Consider the following 16704-nt stretch of genomic DNA (forward strand, 5'->3'; position numbering starts at 1 on the left):
CCCTCAAGACCGCGCCCGGCGCCGCCGGCCTAGTTGTTGCGGCGGGGATACCCCTGCGCCTTGATGCGGATCCAGACCTCGCGCTTTTCCTCTTCCGTCATGAAGACCCAGTTGGCCACTTCCATGGCCGTGCGGCCGCAGCCCCGGCAGATATCGTCGAACAGCGTGGAACAAACGGCAACGCAGGGGGAATCCGAGGCCCGGAAGGCGCGCTGGGCGTCCTCCGGTTCAGGCAATTCGGTCAGATCGGCAAAAGAGGGATTCATGGCCGAAGGTTACCACCGGCGGTGCGTCCCTTTTTGGATGGCCCTATCGCCCGCCGTGGCTTGATTGACAACAGGCCAAGGGACCATCCAGGCCGCAGGCCTGACTGCCGGCCGGTGGCGACGGCCGGCGTGGAGGGCGATGGAAAGTCGCCAAGCAGGCTGCTGCGGCACCCGCGCTGGCCCGTGCCGGCCGCGAGGGCAGCCGCCTCTATTCCCGCCCGCCCCAGCCGAAAAAGCCGGCCACTTCGCGCAGCAATGCGTCGGGCGTTTCCTCGGCCAGGTAGTGGGCGCCGGGCAACGGTCCGCCCGTGACCTCGTCGGCCACCGCCCGCCACAATCCCAGCACATCGAAATTGCGCCCCACCGCGCCGCGCTCGCCCCACAGCACGCGCAGCGGCATGCGCAGGCGCTCGCCGGCCGCGCGGCCCTGGCGGTCGTGCTCCAGATCCAGCGTGGCGGACGCGCGGTAGTCTTCGCAGATACCGGTGGCCCAACCCGGCAGGCGCGCGGCGCGTTCATACTCGGCCATCGCCTCAGCGGAGAAATGCGCCAGCCCGCCAGGCCGGCCGCCCATCACCGAACGCAGGTAGAACACCGGGTCGCGTTCGATCATGGTCTCCGGCATGGGCGCGGGCTGGATCAGCCAGAACCAGTGGTAGTAGGCCTGGGCGAAGGCGCGGGTGGTGTTTTCGTACATGTCCAGCGTCGGCGCGATGTCCAGCAGCATCATGCGCCCGACCGCGTCGGCATGGTCCAGTCCCAGCCGGTGCGCGACACGCGCGCCGCGGTCGTGGGCCAGCACATCGAAACGTTGATGGCCCAGGGCGCGCATCAGCGCCACCATGTCGGCGGCCATGGTGCGCTTGGAATGCGCGGCATGGTCCGGCATGGCGGCCGGCTTGTCGCTGTCGCCGTAGCCGCGCAGGTCGGCCGCCACGCACGTGTGGCGGCGCGTCAGCTCGGGCCACACCCGGTGCCAGATGGCGTGGGTCTGCGGATGGCCGTGCAGCAACAGCAGCGGCGGCCCCTGGCCGTCGATGCGGGCGGCGATGTGAATACCGTTGACCTCGTGGCGGCGCACGGGAAGATCGAAGAAAGCGGTCATTGCGGTCGGTGCCTCTCAGTCTGTGGCGTTCATTGGCCGAGCCGGTCGCGCACGCGGCGCGCCACGTCTTTCATCCAGGGATGCCGCGCCCAGTGGCCGGCCTCGAAGTGTTCCACATCCGCCAACTGCTGTAACGAGGCGCCCACCATGTCCTGCCCTTGCGAGAACATGCGGCGGTGCCGCGCCGGCAAGTCGAAATGCCCGGTCCAGCCGTCGGCGGCCCGCACCGTGCCCGCCAGCGCGTCGATCTCGACGCGGTTGGCGCCGGGGTCGGACACCCACGCCAAGAGCGCGTCGACATCGGCCGGCGGCAGGCTCACCAGCAGCAGACCATTATTGAGCGCGTTGAAGTAGAAGATCTCGCCAAAGCTGGCGGCCACAACGGCGCGGATACCGTACTGCATCAGTCCCCAGACGGCATGCTCGCGGCTGGAGCCGCAGCCGAAGTTGGGGCCGGCCACCAGCACCGACGCGCCCGCGTAAGCGGGCTGGTTCAGTACACAGTCCGGCCGCGGCTCGCCGTCGGCGTCAAAGCGCAGGTCATAGAGCAGGCCGCGATCCAACCCGGCCTTGTCGATGATGCGCAGGAACTGCTTCGGCATGATCTGGTCGGTGTCCAGATTGGAATACGGCAACGGCGCGGCAACGCCGCTGATGATCTGGTTCATTGCAGGTTCTCCAAGTCGCGCACGTCGACGATGCGGCCGGCCAGCGCGGCGGCGGCGGCCATGGCCGGGCTCATCAGATGGGTGCGCCCGGCGCGGCCCTGGCGGCCCTCGAAGTTGCGGTTGGTGGTGGATGCGCAGCGCTCGCCCGGCCGCAGCACGTCGTCGTTCATGGCCAGGCACATGGAACAGCCCGGCTGGCGCCATTCGAAGCCGGCATCGACCAGCGTGGCGGCGATGCCCTCGGCCTCGGCCTGGGCGCGCACCGCGCCCGAGCCCGGCACCACCATGGCGCGCACGCCATCGGCCACCTTGCGGCCACGCACGATGTCGGCCACCACGCGCAGGTCCTCGATGCGCCCATTGGTGCACGAGCCGATGAAGACCCGCTCGATCGGCACCCCGGCGATCGGCGCACCGGGCTGCAGGCCGATGTATTCCACGGCCTTTTCCAGCGCCAGGCGTGCCAGCGCATCCGGCTCGGCCTGGGGATCGGGGACCGTGCCGGTGATCGGCATGGCCTGGTCCGGGCTAGTGCCCCAGGTCACGAACGGCGCGATCAGCGCCGCGTCGAAGACATGCTCGGCGTCGAACGCCGCGTCGGCATCCGTGCGCAGGGTGGCCCAATAGGCGCGCGCCTGCGCCAGTTCGCTGGCGTCCAGGTGTCGCGCGCGGGCAGCGACATAGGCGTCGGTGGTGGCGTCGGGTGCGATCAGCGCGGCGCGGGCGCCGGCTTCCACCGTCATGTTGCACAGGGTCATGCGGGCCTCGGCCGACAGGCCTTCGATGGCGCTGCCGCAGAATTCCACGGCATGGCCGCGCGCGCCCTGCGCGCCGATGCGGTGGACCACGTAGATCACCAGGTCCTTGGCCGATACGCCCGCGCCCAGGCGGCCGTCGACGCGGATGCGCATGTTGCGCGCGACCCGGTAGACCAGCGTCTGCGTCGCCAGGATGTGCTCGACTTCCGAAGTGCCGATGCCGAAACCCAGCGCTCCCAGCGCGCCGTAGGTGGTGGTGTGGCTGTCGCCGCACAGCACCACCATGCCCGGCAGGATCATGCCGTGCTCGGGCGCGATCACGTGTTCGATGCCTTGCAACGGGTCGGTGGTGTCGAACAGCGCGATGCGCTGCTCGTCGCAATTGCGCTTGAGGTTGCGGGCCTGGCGCGAGGAAGCGTCATCCGCAATCACGCGCAGCGCGGCCGGCACCGGATGGGTGGGGATGATGTGGTCCACCACCGCCATCTGCTGCGCGGGCCGAAGCACATCGCGGCCGCGCGCGGCCAGGCCGCTGAAGGCCTGCGGACTGGTGTATTCGTTCATGATGTGCAGATCCACGTACAGCAGGATGTGCTCGTCGTCGATGCGGGCCACTTCATGGCTCGCCACCAGCTTGTCGTATAGCGTCATGCCAGGCATGTCGGTGCTTCCTTGCTTAGAACAACGCGCCCACGCGAGGCGCGCGATGTGTCGCCGGCCGTCAATTGGCCTCGATGCCGGCGTCCTTGACGATGCCGGCCCAGCGCGTCATTTCGCCCTTGACCATGGCGTCGGTCTCGGCGGGCGTCGAAACGAGCGGATCGAACCCTTCGCGGCGCATGCGATCTGACAATTCGGGCGATTGGAGGGCCTGCGCCAGCTTGGCGTTCAGCGTGTCCACGACAGCCTGCGGCGTGCCGGCCGGCGCGCTGACCGCGAACCAGGTGGTGAAGGCATAGCCGGGCAGGCCGGACTCGGCGATGGTAGGCACGTCCGGCAGCAGCGGCGAGCGGGTGGTGCCGGTCACGCCCAGTGCCTTGAGCTTCTTGCCGTCGACCTGCGGCTTGGCCGCGGACAGCACGGGGAAGCTCATCTGCACCTGGCCGCTGATGGTGTCGACCATGGCCGGACCGCCGCCCTTGTAAGGCACGTGCAGGATCTGCGTGCCGGAGACCGCCTTGAACAGTTCAGCGGCCATGTGAAAAGTGCTGCCCGTGCCGGCGGAGCCGAAGCTGAGTGCATTCGCCGGGCGCGCGCGGATGTAATCGAGCAGTTCCTTGACATCGTTCACCGGCAGCGACGGTGACACCGTCAGCACATGCTGCGAAGTTCCAACCGTGCCGACCGAACGCAGATCGCGGGCGGTGTCGAACGGCATGGCGCGGAACAGCGCCGGATTGATCGCCAGCGACATGGTGTTGATGCCCAGCGTGTAGCCATTGGGCTCGGCGCGGGCCACGGCGGCCATGCCGATGTTGCCGGAGGCGCCGGCGCGGTTTTCGACGATCACGCTCTGGCCCAGGGCCTTGCCCCAGGCGTCGGAAATCAGGCGCGCGGCGATATCCACGCTGCCGCCCGGAGCGAACGGCACCACCAGGGTGATCGGGCGCTGCGGAAAGGCATTGGCTGCCATGGCCGGCGCCGTCCAACAGGACGCGGCGGCGGTCAGCGCGCACAACAGATGGCGGACTTTCATGGGTGGGTCTCCTTGAGGGCGGCCGCGTCAGGCGGCTCTGTGTATCGGTCGACCCAGTGTATAAGTCCGTTCCATTCTTATAATGGATGAATAAAATAAATCTTTATTAAATTGAATTTATAAATAAATCCATGGACGCGCTGTCGGACCTAGCCTTCTTCTCCCTGCTGGTCAAGCACGGCAATCTGTCGGCCGCCGCGCGCGAGCTCGGCCTGACGCCGCCGGCGGTCAGCACGCGGCTGGCCAAGCTGGAACAGCGTCTGGGCGTACGCCTGCTGAACCGCAGCACGCGGCGCGTCAGCGTCAGCCAGGAAGGCGAGCTGTACTTGGCCGAGGGTAGCCGCATCCTGGCCGATCTTCAGGCGCTGGAACGATCCGTGTCGAGCAGCCGCGCCCAGCCGCAGGGGCTGCTGCGCCTGAACGCCACCTTCGGCTTTGGCCGCGCCCACGTGACGCCCGCCATCTCCGATTTCGCGCGGCAATATCCGGAAGTGGAAGTGCAACTGCGCCTGACCGACAGGCCCCTGAACCTGATCGAAGAAGGCTTCGACGCCGCGGTGCGCTTCGGCGACTTGCCCGACGCGCGCCTGACCGCGCGCAAGATCGCCTCCAACCGGCGCCTGCTGTGCGCGTCGCCGCGCTACCTGGAAACCTTTGGCGAGCCGCGCACACCCGGAGAGTTGCAGCGCCACCGCTGCATCGTGGTGCGCGAGAACGACGTCGCCTACGGCACCTGGCGGCTCGAATCCGGCTCGCGCACGGAAACCGTGAAGGTGCGCGGCCCAGTCAGTTCGAATGACGGCCAGAGCGCGCTGGAATGGGCGCTGGACGGCCACGGCATCGTCATGCGTTCGGAATGGGAGACCGCCGCGCTGCTGCGCGCCGGCCGCCTGCGCCAGGTGCTGACCGACTGGGCGACGCCGCCGGCGGACATCCACGTGCTGTACCCGGAGCGGCTCAACCTGCCGGCCAAGACATTGGCCTTCGTCGATTTCCTGGCGCAACGCTTCGCCCGCCACCTGCGCGCGCCGGGTTCGCAGGCCGCCGTGTGGTGACGAACGTCCCGCGCGCTGTCAGATCTCGTCGATGGCGGTGCTGGCCGGCATGTCGCCGATGGCATAGCGGTCGCGCGTGGTGACGTAGAAGCTGGCGCCAAAGCGGCCCACCGGAAAATAATCCTGCAGCCGCACGCGCCAGGTGTCCGTGTCGATCAGGCCGTCGCGCGCATGCAGCCAGCGCACCTGGCCGATGAAGATCTGGCGGCTGGCGGTTTCCAGGGTCTCGAACAGGGTGCATTCGAATGCCACCGGCGCCTGCACGATGCGCGGCGGCGCCACCCGCTGGCTGGGCGCGGCGTCCAGGCCGGCGTGCGCCAGCTCGCTGACGTCGGCCGGCAGGCGGTCGCCGCAGCGGTGCATCTTCTCGGCCATGGCCTCGTCGGTCAGGTGCACCACGAATTCGCGGTCGCGCGCGATGTTGCGCGCGGTGTCCTTCAGGTTGCCATCCTCGAGCCGGTTGATGCTGACCATGATGATGGGAGGATCCTCGCCCAGCATGTTGAACATGCTGAAGGGCGCGGCATTGACCACGCCGGTTTCGGACAGCGTGGTGATCAGCGCGATCGGCCGTGGCACGATCAGGCTGGCCATCAGCTTGTAGCGCTGGTATTCGGTGATTGAATCGAAGTCGATGTCCATGTCAGGCCATTCCCAGCATCTGGGCCAGGGTTTGTGCGGGCTGCGGGCGCTCCAGGCTGATGCGCCGCTCCAGGTCCGCGAGATGGTTGTCGTTGATCTTGACCGCCTCGGCCACCTGCCCCTGTTCCATCAGATCGACGATCTGCACGTGCTCGCCATGCTCGCAGGCGGCGTTGCCGGGCGGTTCATACAGCGCCACGATCAGCGAGCAGCGCGACACCAGTTCGGCCAGGTAGCCGTGCAGGATGGCGTTGCCCGACAGCTCGCCCAGACGCACATGGAAGGCGCTGGCCTGGCGCGCCCAGGCAGGCTGGCCGGCGCGGTGCAGCAAGGCGTGCTCGTCGCGCAACTGCTTGCGCAGCGAGGCGTAGTCGGCCTTGGTGGCGCGCGCGGCCGCCAGCGGCAACAGGGCCGCTTCCAGCGCGCGCCGCGCCTCGAAGATCTGGCGCGTGTCCTCGGGGGTGGGCTCGGCCACCACCGCGCCGCGGTTGTGGTGCAGGTCGACCACATGCTCGTGGGCCAGGCGCTGCAGCGCCTTGCGCGCGACCGAGCGCGAAACGCCGAAGATGTCGCACAGCGCCGCCTCGGGCAGCTTGGTGCCCGGTGTCAGCCGCTGGCTCATGACACTTTCATAGACCGCCTCGCAAATGCGGCGCTCCATGTCGGCATCGGGGGCGGTGTCCTCCAGGTGTTCGGACACGGCGGCGGCGGCGCGGCGCGAAGGCGTCGCCCTGGGACGGGATTTGGCGGGATCGCGGGTAGGCATGGCGGACTCGGTGGCAACGAAGACAAAGGGTCGGTCAACGGGAAGACAGTCCGGGCGCTGGCGACAGTCCATCGACGTGCGCGCAGATCTGGCCCGGCGTGGCGAACCAGATCTCGCCCCGGTCGCGCGCGGCCGCCAGCGGGGCCAGCGCCCGGCGCAGGTGCCGCAGACGGTAGGGCTGCCCCACGATATACGGATGCAGCGCGATGCCCATCACCAGGGGCTGGCGCTGCGCCTGGAGCCGCATTTCCTCGAACTGGTCGAGAATCATATCGGCAAAATCGCGCGCATCCATCTTGCGGCCCATGATCATGGGAATGTCGTTCAGCTCCTGCGGGTAGGGAATCGCCCACAGATCGCCGCCACGCGTGCGCATGCGCGTGGGCTGGTCGTCGTGGCACCAATTCAAGGTGTAGCGGTAGCCGGTCTCGGCCAGCAGGTCCGGGGTGGCGCGGCTTTCCGAAATCCATGGCGACAGCCAGCCGGCCGGGGCGCTGCCCGCGTGGCGGCCGATGCGCTCGCGGCAGTGTTCAAGCAGCGCTCGTTCCTCGGCCTCGCCCAACCCTCCCTGGCGATGCGCGTTGCTGTAGCCGTGGCCGATCAGCTCGTCGCCGCGCGCCAGGCAGGCATCGACCAGTTCCGGACAATGGTCATACAGCGCGGTGTTGATCAGCGCGCCGGTCGGCAGTCCCAACGCGTCGAACAGTTCCAGGCAGCGCCAGGCGCCCACCCGGTTGCCGTACTCGCGCCAGGCGTAATTGAGCACATCCGGATGCGGCGAGGCCGGCCCCAGCTCGGCGCCCAGCCCCTCGCCAAAGGCGAAATGCTCGATGTTGAACCCCAGGTAGACGGCCAGCCGCGCGCCGTTGGGCCAGGCGTAGTCCGCGCGGCCGGTGATGGGCTGGTAGGCGAAGCGGTCGTGGCCGGCCAGCGGCGCGGGAGACCAGGGCGCGGCAGGCCCCGCATTAGTGCCTTGAAGCAGGGATGGATTCATTTTGGTGCAAATCCTGATGCATGATTGTGAACAAAAACCCTGTTCTTTTGAAAACAAAAACAGGATCCAGCGTCGACAAACCACCAATTTCCCCCTGGGACACGCCCCCGAGGCGCGGGTGGCATGGATCTTGCATTGGGAACGGCAGCAGCACCTCTCCCATGCAAGATCCATTCCACTTTTCCAGGAGTGCCCCGATGCGCCCGACCCGCCGTTCCTTCATGCTCCGCGCCACTGCCGCCGCCCTGTTCGCGGCCGGCCTGGCCGCGCAACCCGCGCTGGCCGCCGACCCCATCAAGATCGGCCTGATCACCGCCCTGTCGGGGGAATCGGCGCGTGCCGGCGAAGCCTTGACGCGCGGCATGACCATCGCCATCGACGAAATCAATGCCAAGGGCGGCCTGCTGGGCGGGCGCCAGGTGGTGCTGGTGCGGCGCGACGACGAAGGCAACCCCGCCAAGGGCATGGCCGCGGCACGCGAACTGATCTACAAGGAAAAGGTCGCCGTGCTGTTCGGCGGCCTGGACACGCCGGTGTCGATGGCCATCGTGCCCATCGTCAACCAGGAGAAGGTGCCGTTCATGGGCCCCTGGGCCGCCGGCACCGCGATCACGCACAACAAGGGCAACCCAAACTTCGTGTTCCGCGTCTCGGCGATGGACGAGATCGTCGACAGCGCCATGGTGCAGTACGCCCGCAAGACGTTCCAGAGCGCCAAGCCGGGCATGATCCTGGTGAATAACCCCTGGGGCGAATCGAATGAAAAGGGGCTGGACGCCGCGCTCGCCGCCGCCAAGATCACGCCGGCCGGCGTCGAGAAATTCCAGCCCGCCGACCTCGACGTCACGCCGCAACTGAGCCGCCTGAAAGCGGCCGGCGCCGACACGCTGTTCCTGGTGGGCAACGTCGGGCCCTCGGCCCAGGTGGTGAAGTCGCTGGACCGCATGGGCTGGAAGGTGCCGGTGGTGTCGCACTGGGGCCCGGCCGGCGGCCGCTTCACCGAACTGGCCGGCCCCAACGCCAAGAATGTGCACTTCGTGCAGACCTACAGCTTCTTCGGCAAGCAGGGGCCGGTGGGCGAGAAAGTGATGCAGGCGCTCAAGGCCAAGTATTCCGACATCAAGGGTCCGCAGGACATCACCCCGGCCGTGGGCGTGGCCAATGCCTATGACGGCATGCAACTGGCGGCGCTGGCGATCGCGCAGGCCGGTTCCACCGACGGCGACGCCGTGCGCCAGGGCTTCTACAAGATCGGCAAGTATGAAGGCCTGATCAAGACCTACGAGCAGCCCTTCACGCCGGCCTCGCATGACGCCCTGCGCGAAGACGACTACGTGTGGACGCACTTCGTCGACAACCGCATCCTGCCCGTCAAGGGCGCGCAGTAAGCGCGAGGGGAGAGACGCATGCTGTGGATGTCCGCCATCGTCAGCGGCCTGGGGCTGGGTAGCATGTATGGGCTGATGGCCCTGGGCTTCTACCTGACCTACGCCGTGTCCGGCACGGTCAATTTCGCCCAGGGCAGCTCCATGATGCTGGGCGCGGTGCTGACCTATACCTTCGCGCAGACGCTGGGCTGGCCGCTGCTGGCCGCCTTGCCGCCGGCGCTGGCCTTGTGCGCGCTGTATGGCCTGGTGGTCGAGCGGCTGGCGGTGCGGCCATTCGCCAGCCGCGGCTCGAACGCCTGGCTGATGTCGACGGTGGCCTTGGGCATCGTGCTGGACAACCTGGTGATGTTCACCTTCGGCAAGGAGCCCCGCAGCCTGCCGTCTCCGCTGGCGCAAGCGCCGCTGGAAATCGGCGGCCTGGGGCTGGGCGTGTATCCGCTGCAACTGCTGATCCCGCTGGTCGGACTGGCATTGGCTGCCGCCCTGCACGCCTTGTCGCGACGCACGCGCTGGGGCGTGGCACTGTTGGCCGTGGTACAGAATCCCAACGCCGCGCGGCTGATGGGCATCCCGGTGCGGCGCGCCATCATGGCCGCCTTTGCCGTCTCGACGCTGTTCGCGGGCGTGGCCGGCGCGCTGGTCGCGCCGCTGTTCAACGTGCAGGCCGACATGGGCACCCTGTTCGGACTGAAGGCCTTCGTGGTCGCCATCCTGGGCGGCATCACCAGCGCCTGGGGCGTCATGCTCGCCGGCCTGCTGTTCGGCGTGACCGAAGGGCTGATCACCGTCGCGCTGGGCTCCGGCTACACCCAGATCATCAGCTTCGCGCTGGTCATCGCCATCCTGGCCATGCGGCCCAACGGATTGTTCGGCCGCGCGGCCGTGAGGAAAGTCTGATGGCCCGGCAATCTGCATTCTCTTGGCCGGCGCTGGCCGCCTACGCCCTGCTGGCGGTCGTCAGCCTGACCCTGGCGGCCAGCGTCAACGGCTATTACGTTTTCGTGATCGGCAACGTGGCCTTGCTGGCGCTTGCCGGCATCGGCCTGAACGTGCTGCTGGGGCTGACCGGCCAGATGTCGTTCGGCCATGCCGCGTTCTACGCCATCGGGGCGTACACGGTGGCTATCCTCACCGGCCAGGCGGGCTGGAATTTCTGGCTGGCATGGCCCGTTGCCGCGGCGGTGGCAGGGGCGTTCGGGCTGCTGCTGGCGCTCCCGGCGCTGCGAGTCCAAGGGCCCTACCTGGCGATGATCACGATCGCCTTCGGCTTCATCGTGGAACACACCCTGGTCGAGGGCGGCGATCTCACCGGCGGCCAGAACGGGCTGATGGGCATTGCGCAGCCCGCGCTCGGCGCGCTGGGCGGAGACCGCGAGGTGGCAATGCTCGCGATCGTGACGGTGTTCGCCGCGCTGGCCGGTTATGCGCTGCTGGCGCGCGGCAGTTGGGGCGCGGCCATGCGCGCGGTCAAGGACAGTGAAACGGCCAGTGAATCCATCGGCATCAACCCGCTGGTGGTGAAGGCCGTGGCCTTCATGGTGTCGGCGGCCGTGGTCGGCCTGGCGGGAGGCCTGTATGCGCCCCAGGCCGGCATGATCACGCCGCACAACTTCAACTTCATGCAGTCGATCCTGTTCGTGCTGGCCGTCACCATCGGCGGCGCCGGTTCGCTGGCGGGGCCCTTGCTGGGCGCGGTGGTGGTCGGACTGCTGCCCGAACTGCTGTCGAGCCTGGAGGAATATCGCCTGTTGTTCTTCGGCGCCTTCCTGCTCGTGGTGCTGTGGGCGGCGCCCGAAGGCGCGGCGGGACTGCTGGCCCGCTGGCGGCGACGCGGCCTGACACCGCGTCTGGCCCCACGCCAGGGCGGCCTGGCCGCCAATGGCCGGGCCCGCCGCGCCCTGCGCGCCGACACGCTGACCATGACGTTCGGCGGGGTGCGCGCGGTGCAGGGCGTATCGTTTCACGTCGCGCCCGCCGCCATCACTGCGTTGATCGGCCCCAACGGCGCGGGCAAGTCCACCGTCATCAACATGCTCAGCGGCTATTACCAGCCCACCAGCGGCAACGTCGCGCTGGGCGCCGCGCCACTGGCCGGCCTGCCGGCCCACCGCGTGGCGCGCGAGGGCATCGCGCGCACCTATCAGACCTCGCAGTTGTTCGACACTTTGAGTGTCGAGGACAACGTCGCACTGGGCCTGTTGCGCGGCCGGCTGGGCGGCCTGCTGGCCGCACGCCGTTATCTGTCGTCCGATGCGCGCGAGCGGGCCCGCGCCCTGCTGGCCTTTTGCGGATACGAAGGCGACCTGGACACGCCAGCCGCCGATCTTGCGCACGTGGATCGCAGGCTGGTGGAGATTGCCCGCGCGCTGGCCACCGACGCCGACGTCCTGTTGATGGACGAGCCCGCGGCGGGCCTGTCCCGCGAGGACAAGACACGACTGGCCGCCCTGCTGCGGCGCATTGCCGAGGCCGGCGCCGGCGTACTGCTGGTCGAGCACGACATGGCATTGGTGATGGGCGTCTCGGATCACGTTGTCGCCATCGACGCGGGGCGCGAGTTGGCGCAGGGATCCACCGGCGAGATCCAGCAGTCCGAAGCCGTGCGGCAAGCCTACCTGGGCGACGATGCGGCGCGCCAGGCGCCCACGGCGCGTGCGCGTCCGGCGACTGGCGGCGTCGCGCCGGAAGTGCTGGGCGTAGGCAGCCTGACCACCGGCTACGGCGCCAACCCGGTGCTGCATGGCATCGACCTGCAGGTCCGCGAGGGCGAAATGGTGGCGCTGCTTGGCGCCAATGGCGCCGGCAAGTCGACGCTGATGCGCACCCTGGCCGGGCTGCACCGGCCCGTCCAGGGCGGCATGCACCTGCAAGGGCAGGAATTGCAGGGGCTGAGCGCGGACCGCATCGTGGCGCGAGGGCTGGTCCTGGTGCCCGAGGGGCGGCAGGTGTTCCCGGACCTGAGCGTGCTCGACAACATCCGGCTGGGCGCCTTCCTGCATCCGGCCGATCGGGAAGCCCGCGTAGAGGAGATGCTGACGCGCTTTCCACGCCTGCGCGAGCGGCTGCACCAGCGCGCCGGCCTGCTGTCCGGCGGCGAACAGCAGATGCTGGCAATCGCGCGCGGGCTGATGTCCAAGCCGGTGATCCTGTTGCTGGACGAGCCGTCGCTCGGCCTGGCGCCGAAGATCATCGACGAATTGTTCGAAGCGCTGGACAGGCTGCGGGCCGAATCGATGACGATTCTGCTGGTGGACCAGATGGCCGCGCTGGCGCTGTCGCTGGCCGACCGCGCCTACGTACTGGAGTCCGGCCGCGTGGCGGCGCACGGCACGGCGCGGGAAATCGCCGCCGATGGAGCGCTGGCGCGCGCCTACCTCGGCGCGTGAGAATGCACCGGAGCCTGGCGCGGCGCAGGCGCGCCAGGCTCCGCGCCAGAACGCTCAGGCGGCCTCGCCGCCCAGCCGCGCGCCCTCGCGCACGATGCCGCAGCGCTTGTAGGCGCGCATCACCACGCCCACTTCACTGGCCAGCACGCCATCGAGTTCGCCAAGCCTGCGCGTGACCACGTCCCACAAGTTCAGGCTGTCGCGGCACAGCACATGCCAGAACAGTTGCGAAGCGCCGCTGGTGCCGAACAGGCAGCGCGTATTCGGATCCAGCGCCAGGTGCGCGGCCAGGGCATCGACCGCCTGCGGCCGCACCTGCACCGAGATCACCGCCTCCACCGGAAAGCCCACCAGGGCAGGCTCGACTTCCACGCGGAAACTCAGCGCGCGCCGCTCCACCAGGTGTTGCAACAGGCGATGGACGGTGGGCTCGCTGACATCGGCATGCGCAGCCAACTCGGCCAGGCTCGCGCGGCCATCGCGCATCAGATGGGCGACGATACGCTGTTCCGGCTCGGTCAGCGCGGCTGGCGTTTGCGCCGTCGCCGGTTCCGGTCCATCGGGCGGGCCGTCGCCGGCCTGGATGCGCCACTGACCGGCGCGGCGGAAAGGCCGCAGCACCAACCGCGCCTCCACGTGCTCCACCCCCTCGATCGACGGCAACACCCACGTCACCACGTCGGGCATGTCGGCTGCGTCCGCCAGCGTCAGTTCCGCCATCAAATCGGCCGTGCCGGCCAGGGTCACCACCAACTGAGTGATGCCGAGCTGCGCCAGGGCTTCCGCCGCCTCGGCCACGCGGCCCGAGCGGCAGCGCACCCAGGCGTGCAGCACCACGCCACGGCCTGTGGCCAGCGGGTCGGCCTCCGCAATGACGCGCAGGGCGTCGGCATCCATCAGCCGCTTGATCCGGCGCGCCACCGTGCGCTCGGCGATGCCGGTGGCCGCGCCCAGCTCGCGCCAGGACGCTCGCGGGTCGGCCTGCAAGGCGATCAGGCAGGCCAGATCGGTGTCATCGAGCGCCGGCATTAGGGACTTACCCTTACTTGACGTGACCATATTCATTAATCTAACGTTCGCGCATTGATAAAAACACAAAATTTAACGGTCTATTTGACCAAAAAATAAAACCGAGGACGTTATGAGTACCCCTTCCGCGACCCTGCGAGCCACGCAGGGGGCAAACGCCGCGCCCGTGTCGCGCGCCCGCACGATTCTGGCCGGTAGTGTAGGCAATGCGGTGGAATGGTTCGACTGGACCATCTATGCGTCATTCGCCATCTTCTTCTCCAAGCAGTTCTTCCCCGAAGGCAATGAAACCGCCGCGCTGCTGGCGACCTTCGGCATTTTCGCCGTCGGCTTCTTCATGCGCCCGGTCGGCGGCTGGGTGCTCGGCATCTTCTCCGACCGCTACGGCCGCAAGGCCGCGCTGGGCCTGACCATCCTGATGATGGCCGGCGGTTCGCTGATCATCGCCGTCACCCCGACCTATGCCACCATCGGCCTGGCCGCCCCGCTGCTGCTGACCGCCGCGCGCCTGCTGCAAGGCCTGTCGCTGGGCGGAGAGTATGCCTCGGCCACGACCTTCCTGGCGGAAATGGCGCCGCCCAACAAGCGCGGTTTTTACTCCAGCTTCGTCTTTTTCAGCGCCGCCGTGGGCATCCTGGCGGCGTCGGCGGTGGGCTGGCTGCTGACTTCGACCCTGACCAAGACCGAGATGGCCGACTGGGGCTGGCGCATTCCGTTCTTCCTGGGCGCGCTCGGTGGCCTGGCGGGCATGTGGATCCGCCGCGCGGTCCCCGAAACCGAGGCGTTCTCGCACGCCAAGAAGGCCGGCGTCGAAAAACAGCCGCTGCGCACCCTGCTGCGCGAGCACCCGCGTGAGGTGCTGCGCATCGTCGGCTTCTCGATTCTGACGACGTTCGCCTTCTATATCTTCGTGGCGTACGTGCCGACCTACGCCATCCGCCAGGTCAAGGCCGATCCGCAGGTGGCGTTCGCCGCCAACACCGTCGCGCTGATCGTCTTCATGCTGGTGCAGCCCGTGTTCGGCATGCTGTCGGACCGCATCGGCCGCAAGCCGCAGCTGATCTTCTTCGCCGCCGGCTACCTGGTGTTCTTCTACCCGCTCATGACCACGCTGGGCCCGTCGTTCGGCTCGATCCTGGCCGTGGAGCTGTTCGGCCTGGTGCTGTACGCCATGTACACGTCGATCGCGCCGGCCATCATGTCCGAGCAGTTCCCCACCAGCGTGCGCGCCGTCGGTATCGGCACACCGTACAACCTGGTCGTGGCGCTGCTGGGCGGCACCACGCCCTACCTGCTGACCTGGCTGCAAAGCAAGGGCATGGAGCGCTGGTTCTTCTATTACGTGCTGGCCGGCGCCGTCATCACGCTGATCACCTTCATCCGCATGCCCGAGACCCGGGGCCAATCGCTCAAGTAAGACCGGCTGAAACAAGACCGCCCCCGGCGCTGACGCCCCGTCTCAACGCTTTCCGGCTCCTCCTGGGCCGGAAAGCTTTTCCTTTTTTCGTGAGAGCCATGCCAGAACAAGACACCGCCCTGCACTTCCGAGAAGCCCGCGAACTCGCCCGCGCCATCCGTGCGGGCGAATTGAGTTCGCGCCAGATCACCACCCATTTCCTGGATCGCATTGCCCGCGCGGCCGACCTGGCCGCGTACAGCGAGGTGACGGCTGAACGCGCATTGGCCCAGGCCGAAGCCGCCGATCGCCTGCTGGCGGCCGGCATTTCGATGGGGCCCCTGCATGGCGTGCCGGTGGCGGTGAAAGACAGTGTGCAATGGGCCGGCACCACCGCCAGCGGCGGCTCGCAGACCCGCCGCGGCGTGGTCAGCGATGAAACCGCCACCGCCGTGCGCGGCCTGGCGGCGCAGGGCATGGTGATCCTGGGCAAGACCCGCATGACCGAATTCGCGTTCGGCCTGTCGGGCCAGAACCCGACCCAGGGCACCGCCCGCAACCCCTGGGACGCGGGCACCCCGCGCGCACCCGGCGGCTCGTCCAGCGGCGCCGGTGTCGCGGTGGCCGCGGGCCTGGCCCCGCTGGCGCTGGGCGGCGATACCGGCGGCTCCGTGCGCGCGCCCGCCGCGCTCAATGGCGTGGTCGGCTACAAGCCGTCCTCCGGCCTCATCAGCCGCGCCGGCTGCCTGCCGCTGTCCGAGACACTGGATGTGCTGGGCCCCATCGCCCGCAGCGTGGCCGATGCACGCCTGTTGACGCAGGTGCTGGCCGGTCCGGATATCGACGATGTCGCCACGCTGGACGTCTCCGCCGCCAGCATCGCCGCGCTGCGACGCCCGGCCCCGCGCCGCGGCGGCGCCATCGCGGTGCTGGCGCCTCAGGCCTGGCCCGCGGCATTGGCCGACGAGGGCCTGCGGATCTGGCACGAGGCGCAGGAACGACTGGACCAGGCCGGCGTCACGCCCGCGACCTGGCATCCGCCGGCGTCGCTGTCGTTCGCGCGCATGGCGGACGACAACTCGCTGGTGCTGGCCTACGAGGCCTACCGCCATTTCGGCCACCTGGCCGAGGACCCGGCGCAGCCGCTGTGGGAAGTCGTGCGCGCGCGCATCGCCGCCGGCGGCCGCATCGCGCCGGCCGACTACGCTGCCGCGCTGCAACGGCGGCAGGCCGACATGGCCACGTTCGCCGCCGCCATGCAGGGGATCGACGCCTTGCTGATGCCGGCCTGCGACCAGGCCGCACAGGCCTTGGACGCTGCCGACGTGCGCCATGCGGGCCTGGGCAGGCTGTTGCGTCCCGCCAACTTCCTGGGCGCGGCGGCCATCGCGCTGCCGGCCGGGTTCGACGCCGACGGCATGCCGATGGCGGTGCAATTGCTGGCGCCCGCCGGCGCCGATGCCGCGCTATTGGACTGCGCCGCGGCGCTGGAACGCATCCTGGCGCCAGTCATGCGCACACCCGACCTCTCGGCCTGGAACCTCTGACCCGGCCG

General features: G+C 68.8%; 15 protein-coding genes. 6 read left to right on the forward strand and 9 right to left on the reverse strand.

Annotated elements, in window-relative coordinates:
- Positions 1–29 precede the first annotated feature (29 nt).
- The 5 genes from ABFG95_RS13715 to ABFG95_RS13735 form a co-directional block, all read right to left on the reverse strand.
- Complete coding sequence (locus ABFG95_RS13715; protein ID WP_047993175.1) at positions 30–266, reverse strand: DUF1289 domain-containing protein; 237 nt, start codon at positions 264–266, stop codon at positions 30–32.
- Between the two features lie 208 nt (positions 267–474).
- Positions 475–1371 (reverse strand): alpha/beta hydrolase, encoded by an 897-nt coding sequence (locus ABFG95_RS13720; protein WP_175144649.1) that lies wholly within the window; start codon positions 1369–1371, stop codon positions 475–477.
- A gap of 29 nt (positions 1372–1400) precedes the next feature.
- Positions 1401–2039, reverse strand: a complete 639-nt coding sequence (gene leuD / locus ABFG95_RS13725; RefSeq protein ID WP_175144648.1) for a 3-isopropylmalate dehydratase small subunit — start codon at positions 2037–2039, stop codon at positions 1401–1403.
- Positions 2036–3457, reverse strand: coding sequence for a 3-isopropylmalate dehydratase large subunit (gene leuC / locus ABFG95_RS13730; protein WP_175144647.1), 1422 nt, complete (start codon positions 3455–3457; stop codon positions 2036–2038). The genes leuD and leuC overlap by 4 nt, the downstream gene beginning before the upstream one ends.
- A 61-nt stretch (positions 3458–3518) precedes the next feature.
- Entirely contained in the window at positions 3519–4493 is a 975-nt protein-coding gene (locus tag ABFG95_RS13735) for a tripartite tricarboxylate transporter substrate binding protein (RefSeq protein ID WP_059272820.1), read from the reverse strand.
- A 131-nt stretch (positions 4494–4624) separates the two neighbouring features.
- Here ABFG95_RS13735 and ABFG95_RS13740 point away from each other — a divergent pair, with 131 nt between their 5' ends.
- Complete coding sequence (locus ABFG95_RS13740; protein WP_175144646.1) at positions 4625–5548, forward strand: LysR family transcriptional regulator; 924 nt, start codon at positions 4625–4627, stop codon at positions 5546–5548.
- Positions 5549–5566: 18 nt separating this feature from the next.
- On the opposite strand, the gene ABFG95_RS13745 is transcribed toward ABFG95_RS13740, so the two are convergent.
- From ABFG95_RS13745 to ABFG95_RS13755, 3 genes are read right to left on the reverse strand one after another with little or no spacing between them, the layout of a single operon-like run.
- On the reverse strand, positions 5567–6190 hold the full coding sequence (locus ABFG95_RS13745) for a flavin reductase family protein (protein ID WP_175144645.1): 624 nt from the start codon (positions 6188–6190) through the stop codon (positions 5567–5569).
- Position 6191: 1 nt separating this feature from the next.
- Positions 6192–6956, reverse strand: a complete 765-nt coding sequence (locus tag ABFG95_RS13750) for a GntR family transcriptional regulator (protein ID WP_006389774.1) — start codon at positions 6954–6956, stop codon at positions 6192–6194.
- A gap of 34 nt (positions 6957–6990) precedes the next feature.
- Complete coding sequence (locus ABFG95_RS13755) at positions 6991–7950, reverse strand: polysaccharide deacetylase family protein (RefSeq protein ID WP_063583725.1); 960 nt, start codon at positions 7948–7950, stop codon at positions 6991–6993.
- Positions 7951–8147: 197 nt separating this feature from the next.
- On the opposite strand from ABFG95_RS13755, the gene ABFG95_RS13760 reads away from it, so the two are divergent.
- The 3 genes from ABFG95_RS13760 to ABFG95_RS13770 are packed head-to-tail and all read left to right on the forward strand — an operon-like array spanning position 8148 to position 12724.
- Entirely contained in the window at positions 8148–9338 is a 1191-nt protein-coding gene (locus ABFG95_RS13760; protein ID WP_047993169.1) for an ABC transporter substrate-binding protein, read from the forward strand.
- Positions 9339–9356: 18 nt separating this feature from the next.
- On the forward strand, positions 9357–10235 hold the full coding sequence (locus ABFG95_RS13765; protein ID WP_175144644.1) for a branched-chain amino acid ABC transporter permease: 879 nt from the start codon (positions 9357–9359) through the stop codon (positions 10233–10235).
- Positions 10235–12724, forward strand: coding sequence for a branched-chain amino acid ABC transporter ATP-binding protein/permease (locus ABFG95_RS13770; RefSeq protein WP_348996020.1), 2490 nt, complete (start codon positions 10235–10237; stop codon positions 12722–12724). Before ABFG95_RS13765 ends, ABFG95_RS13770 begins: the two co-directional genes overlap by 1 nt.
- Positions 12725–12778: 54 nt before the next feature.
- Here the strand turns inward: ABFG95_RS13770 and ABFG95_RS13775 are convergent, their stop codons facing one another.
- Positions 12779–13753 carry an Lrp/AsnC family transcriptional regulator gene (locus tag ABFG95_RS13775; protein ID WP_348996021.1) on the reverse strand — a complete coding sequence of 325 codons (975 nt, stop codon included), beginning with the start codon at positions 13751–13753 and terminating at the stop codon, positions 12779–12781.
- Between the two features lie 112 nt (positions 13754–13865).
- On the opposite strand from ABFG95_RS13775, the gene ABFG95_RS13780 reads away from it, so the two are divergent.
- On the forward strand, positions 13866–15170 hold the full coding sequence (locus tag ABFG95_RS13780; protein WP_175144641.1) for an MFS transporter: 1305 nt from the start codon (positions 13866–13868) through the stop codon (positions 15168–15170).
- A gap of 98 nt (positions 15171–15268) precedes the next feature.
- Positions 15269–16696, forward strand: a complete 1428-nt coding sequence (locus ABFG95_RS13785; RefSeq protein ID WP_175144640.1) for an amidase — start codon at positions 15269–15271, stop codon at positions 16694–16696.
- The last annotated feature ends 8 nt before the right edge of the window (positions 16697–16704 follow it).

It is taken from the genome of Achromobacter sp. HNDS-1, assembly GCF_040084795.1.
Lineage (GTDB): Bacteria > Pseudomonadota > Gammaproteobacteria > Burkholderiales > Burkholderiaceae_B > Achromobacter > Achromobacter ruhlandii.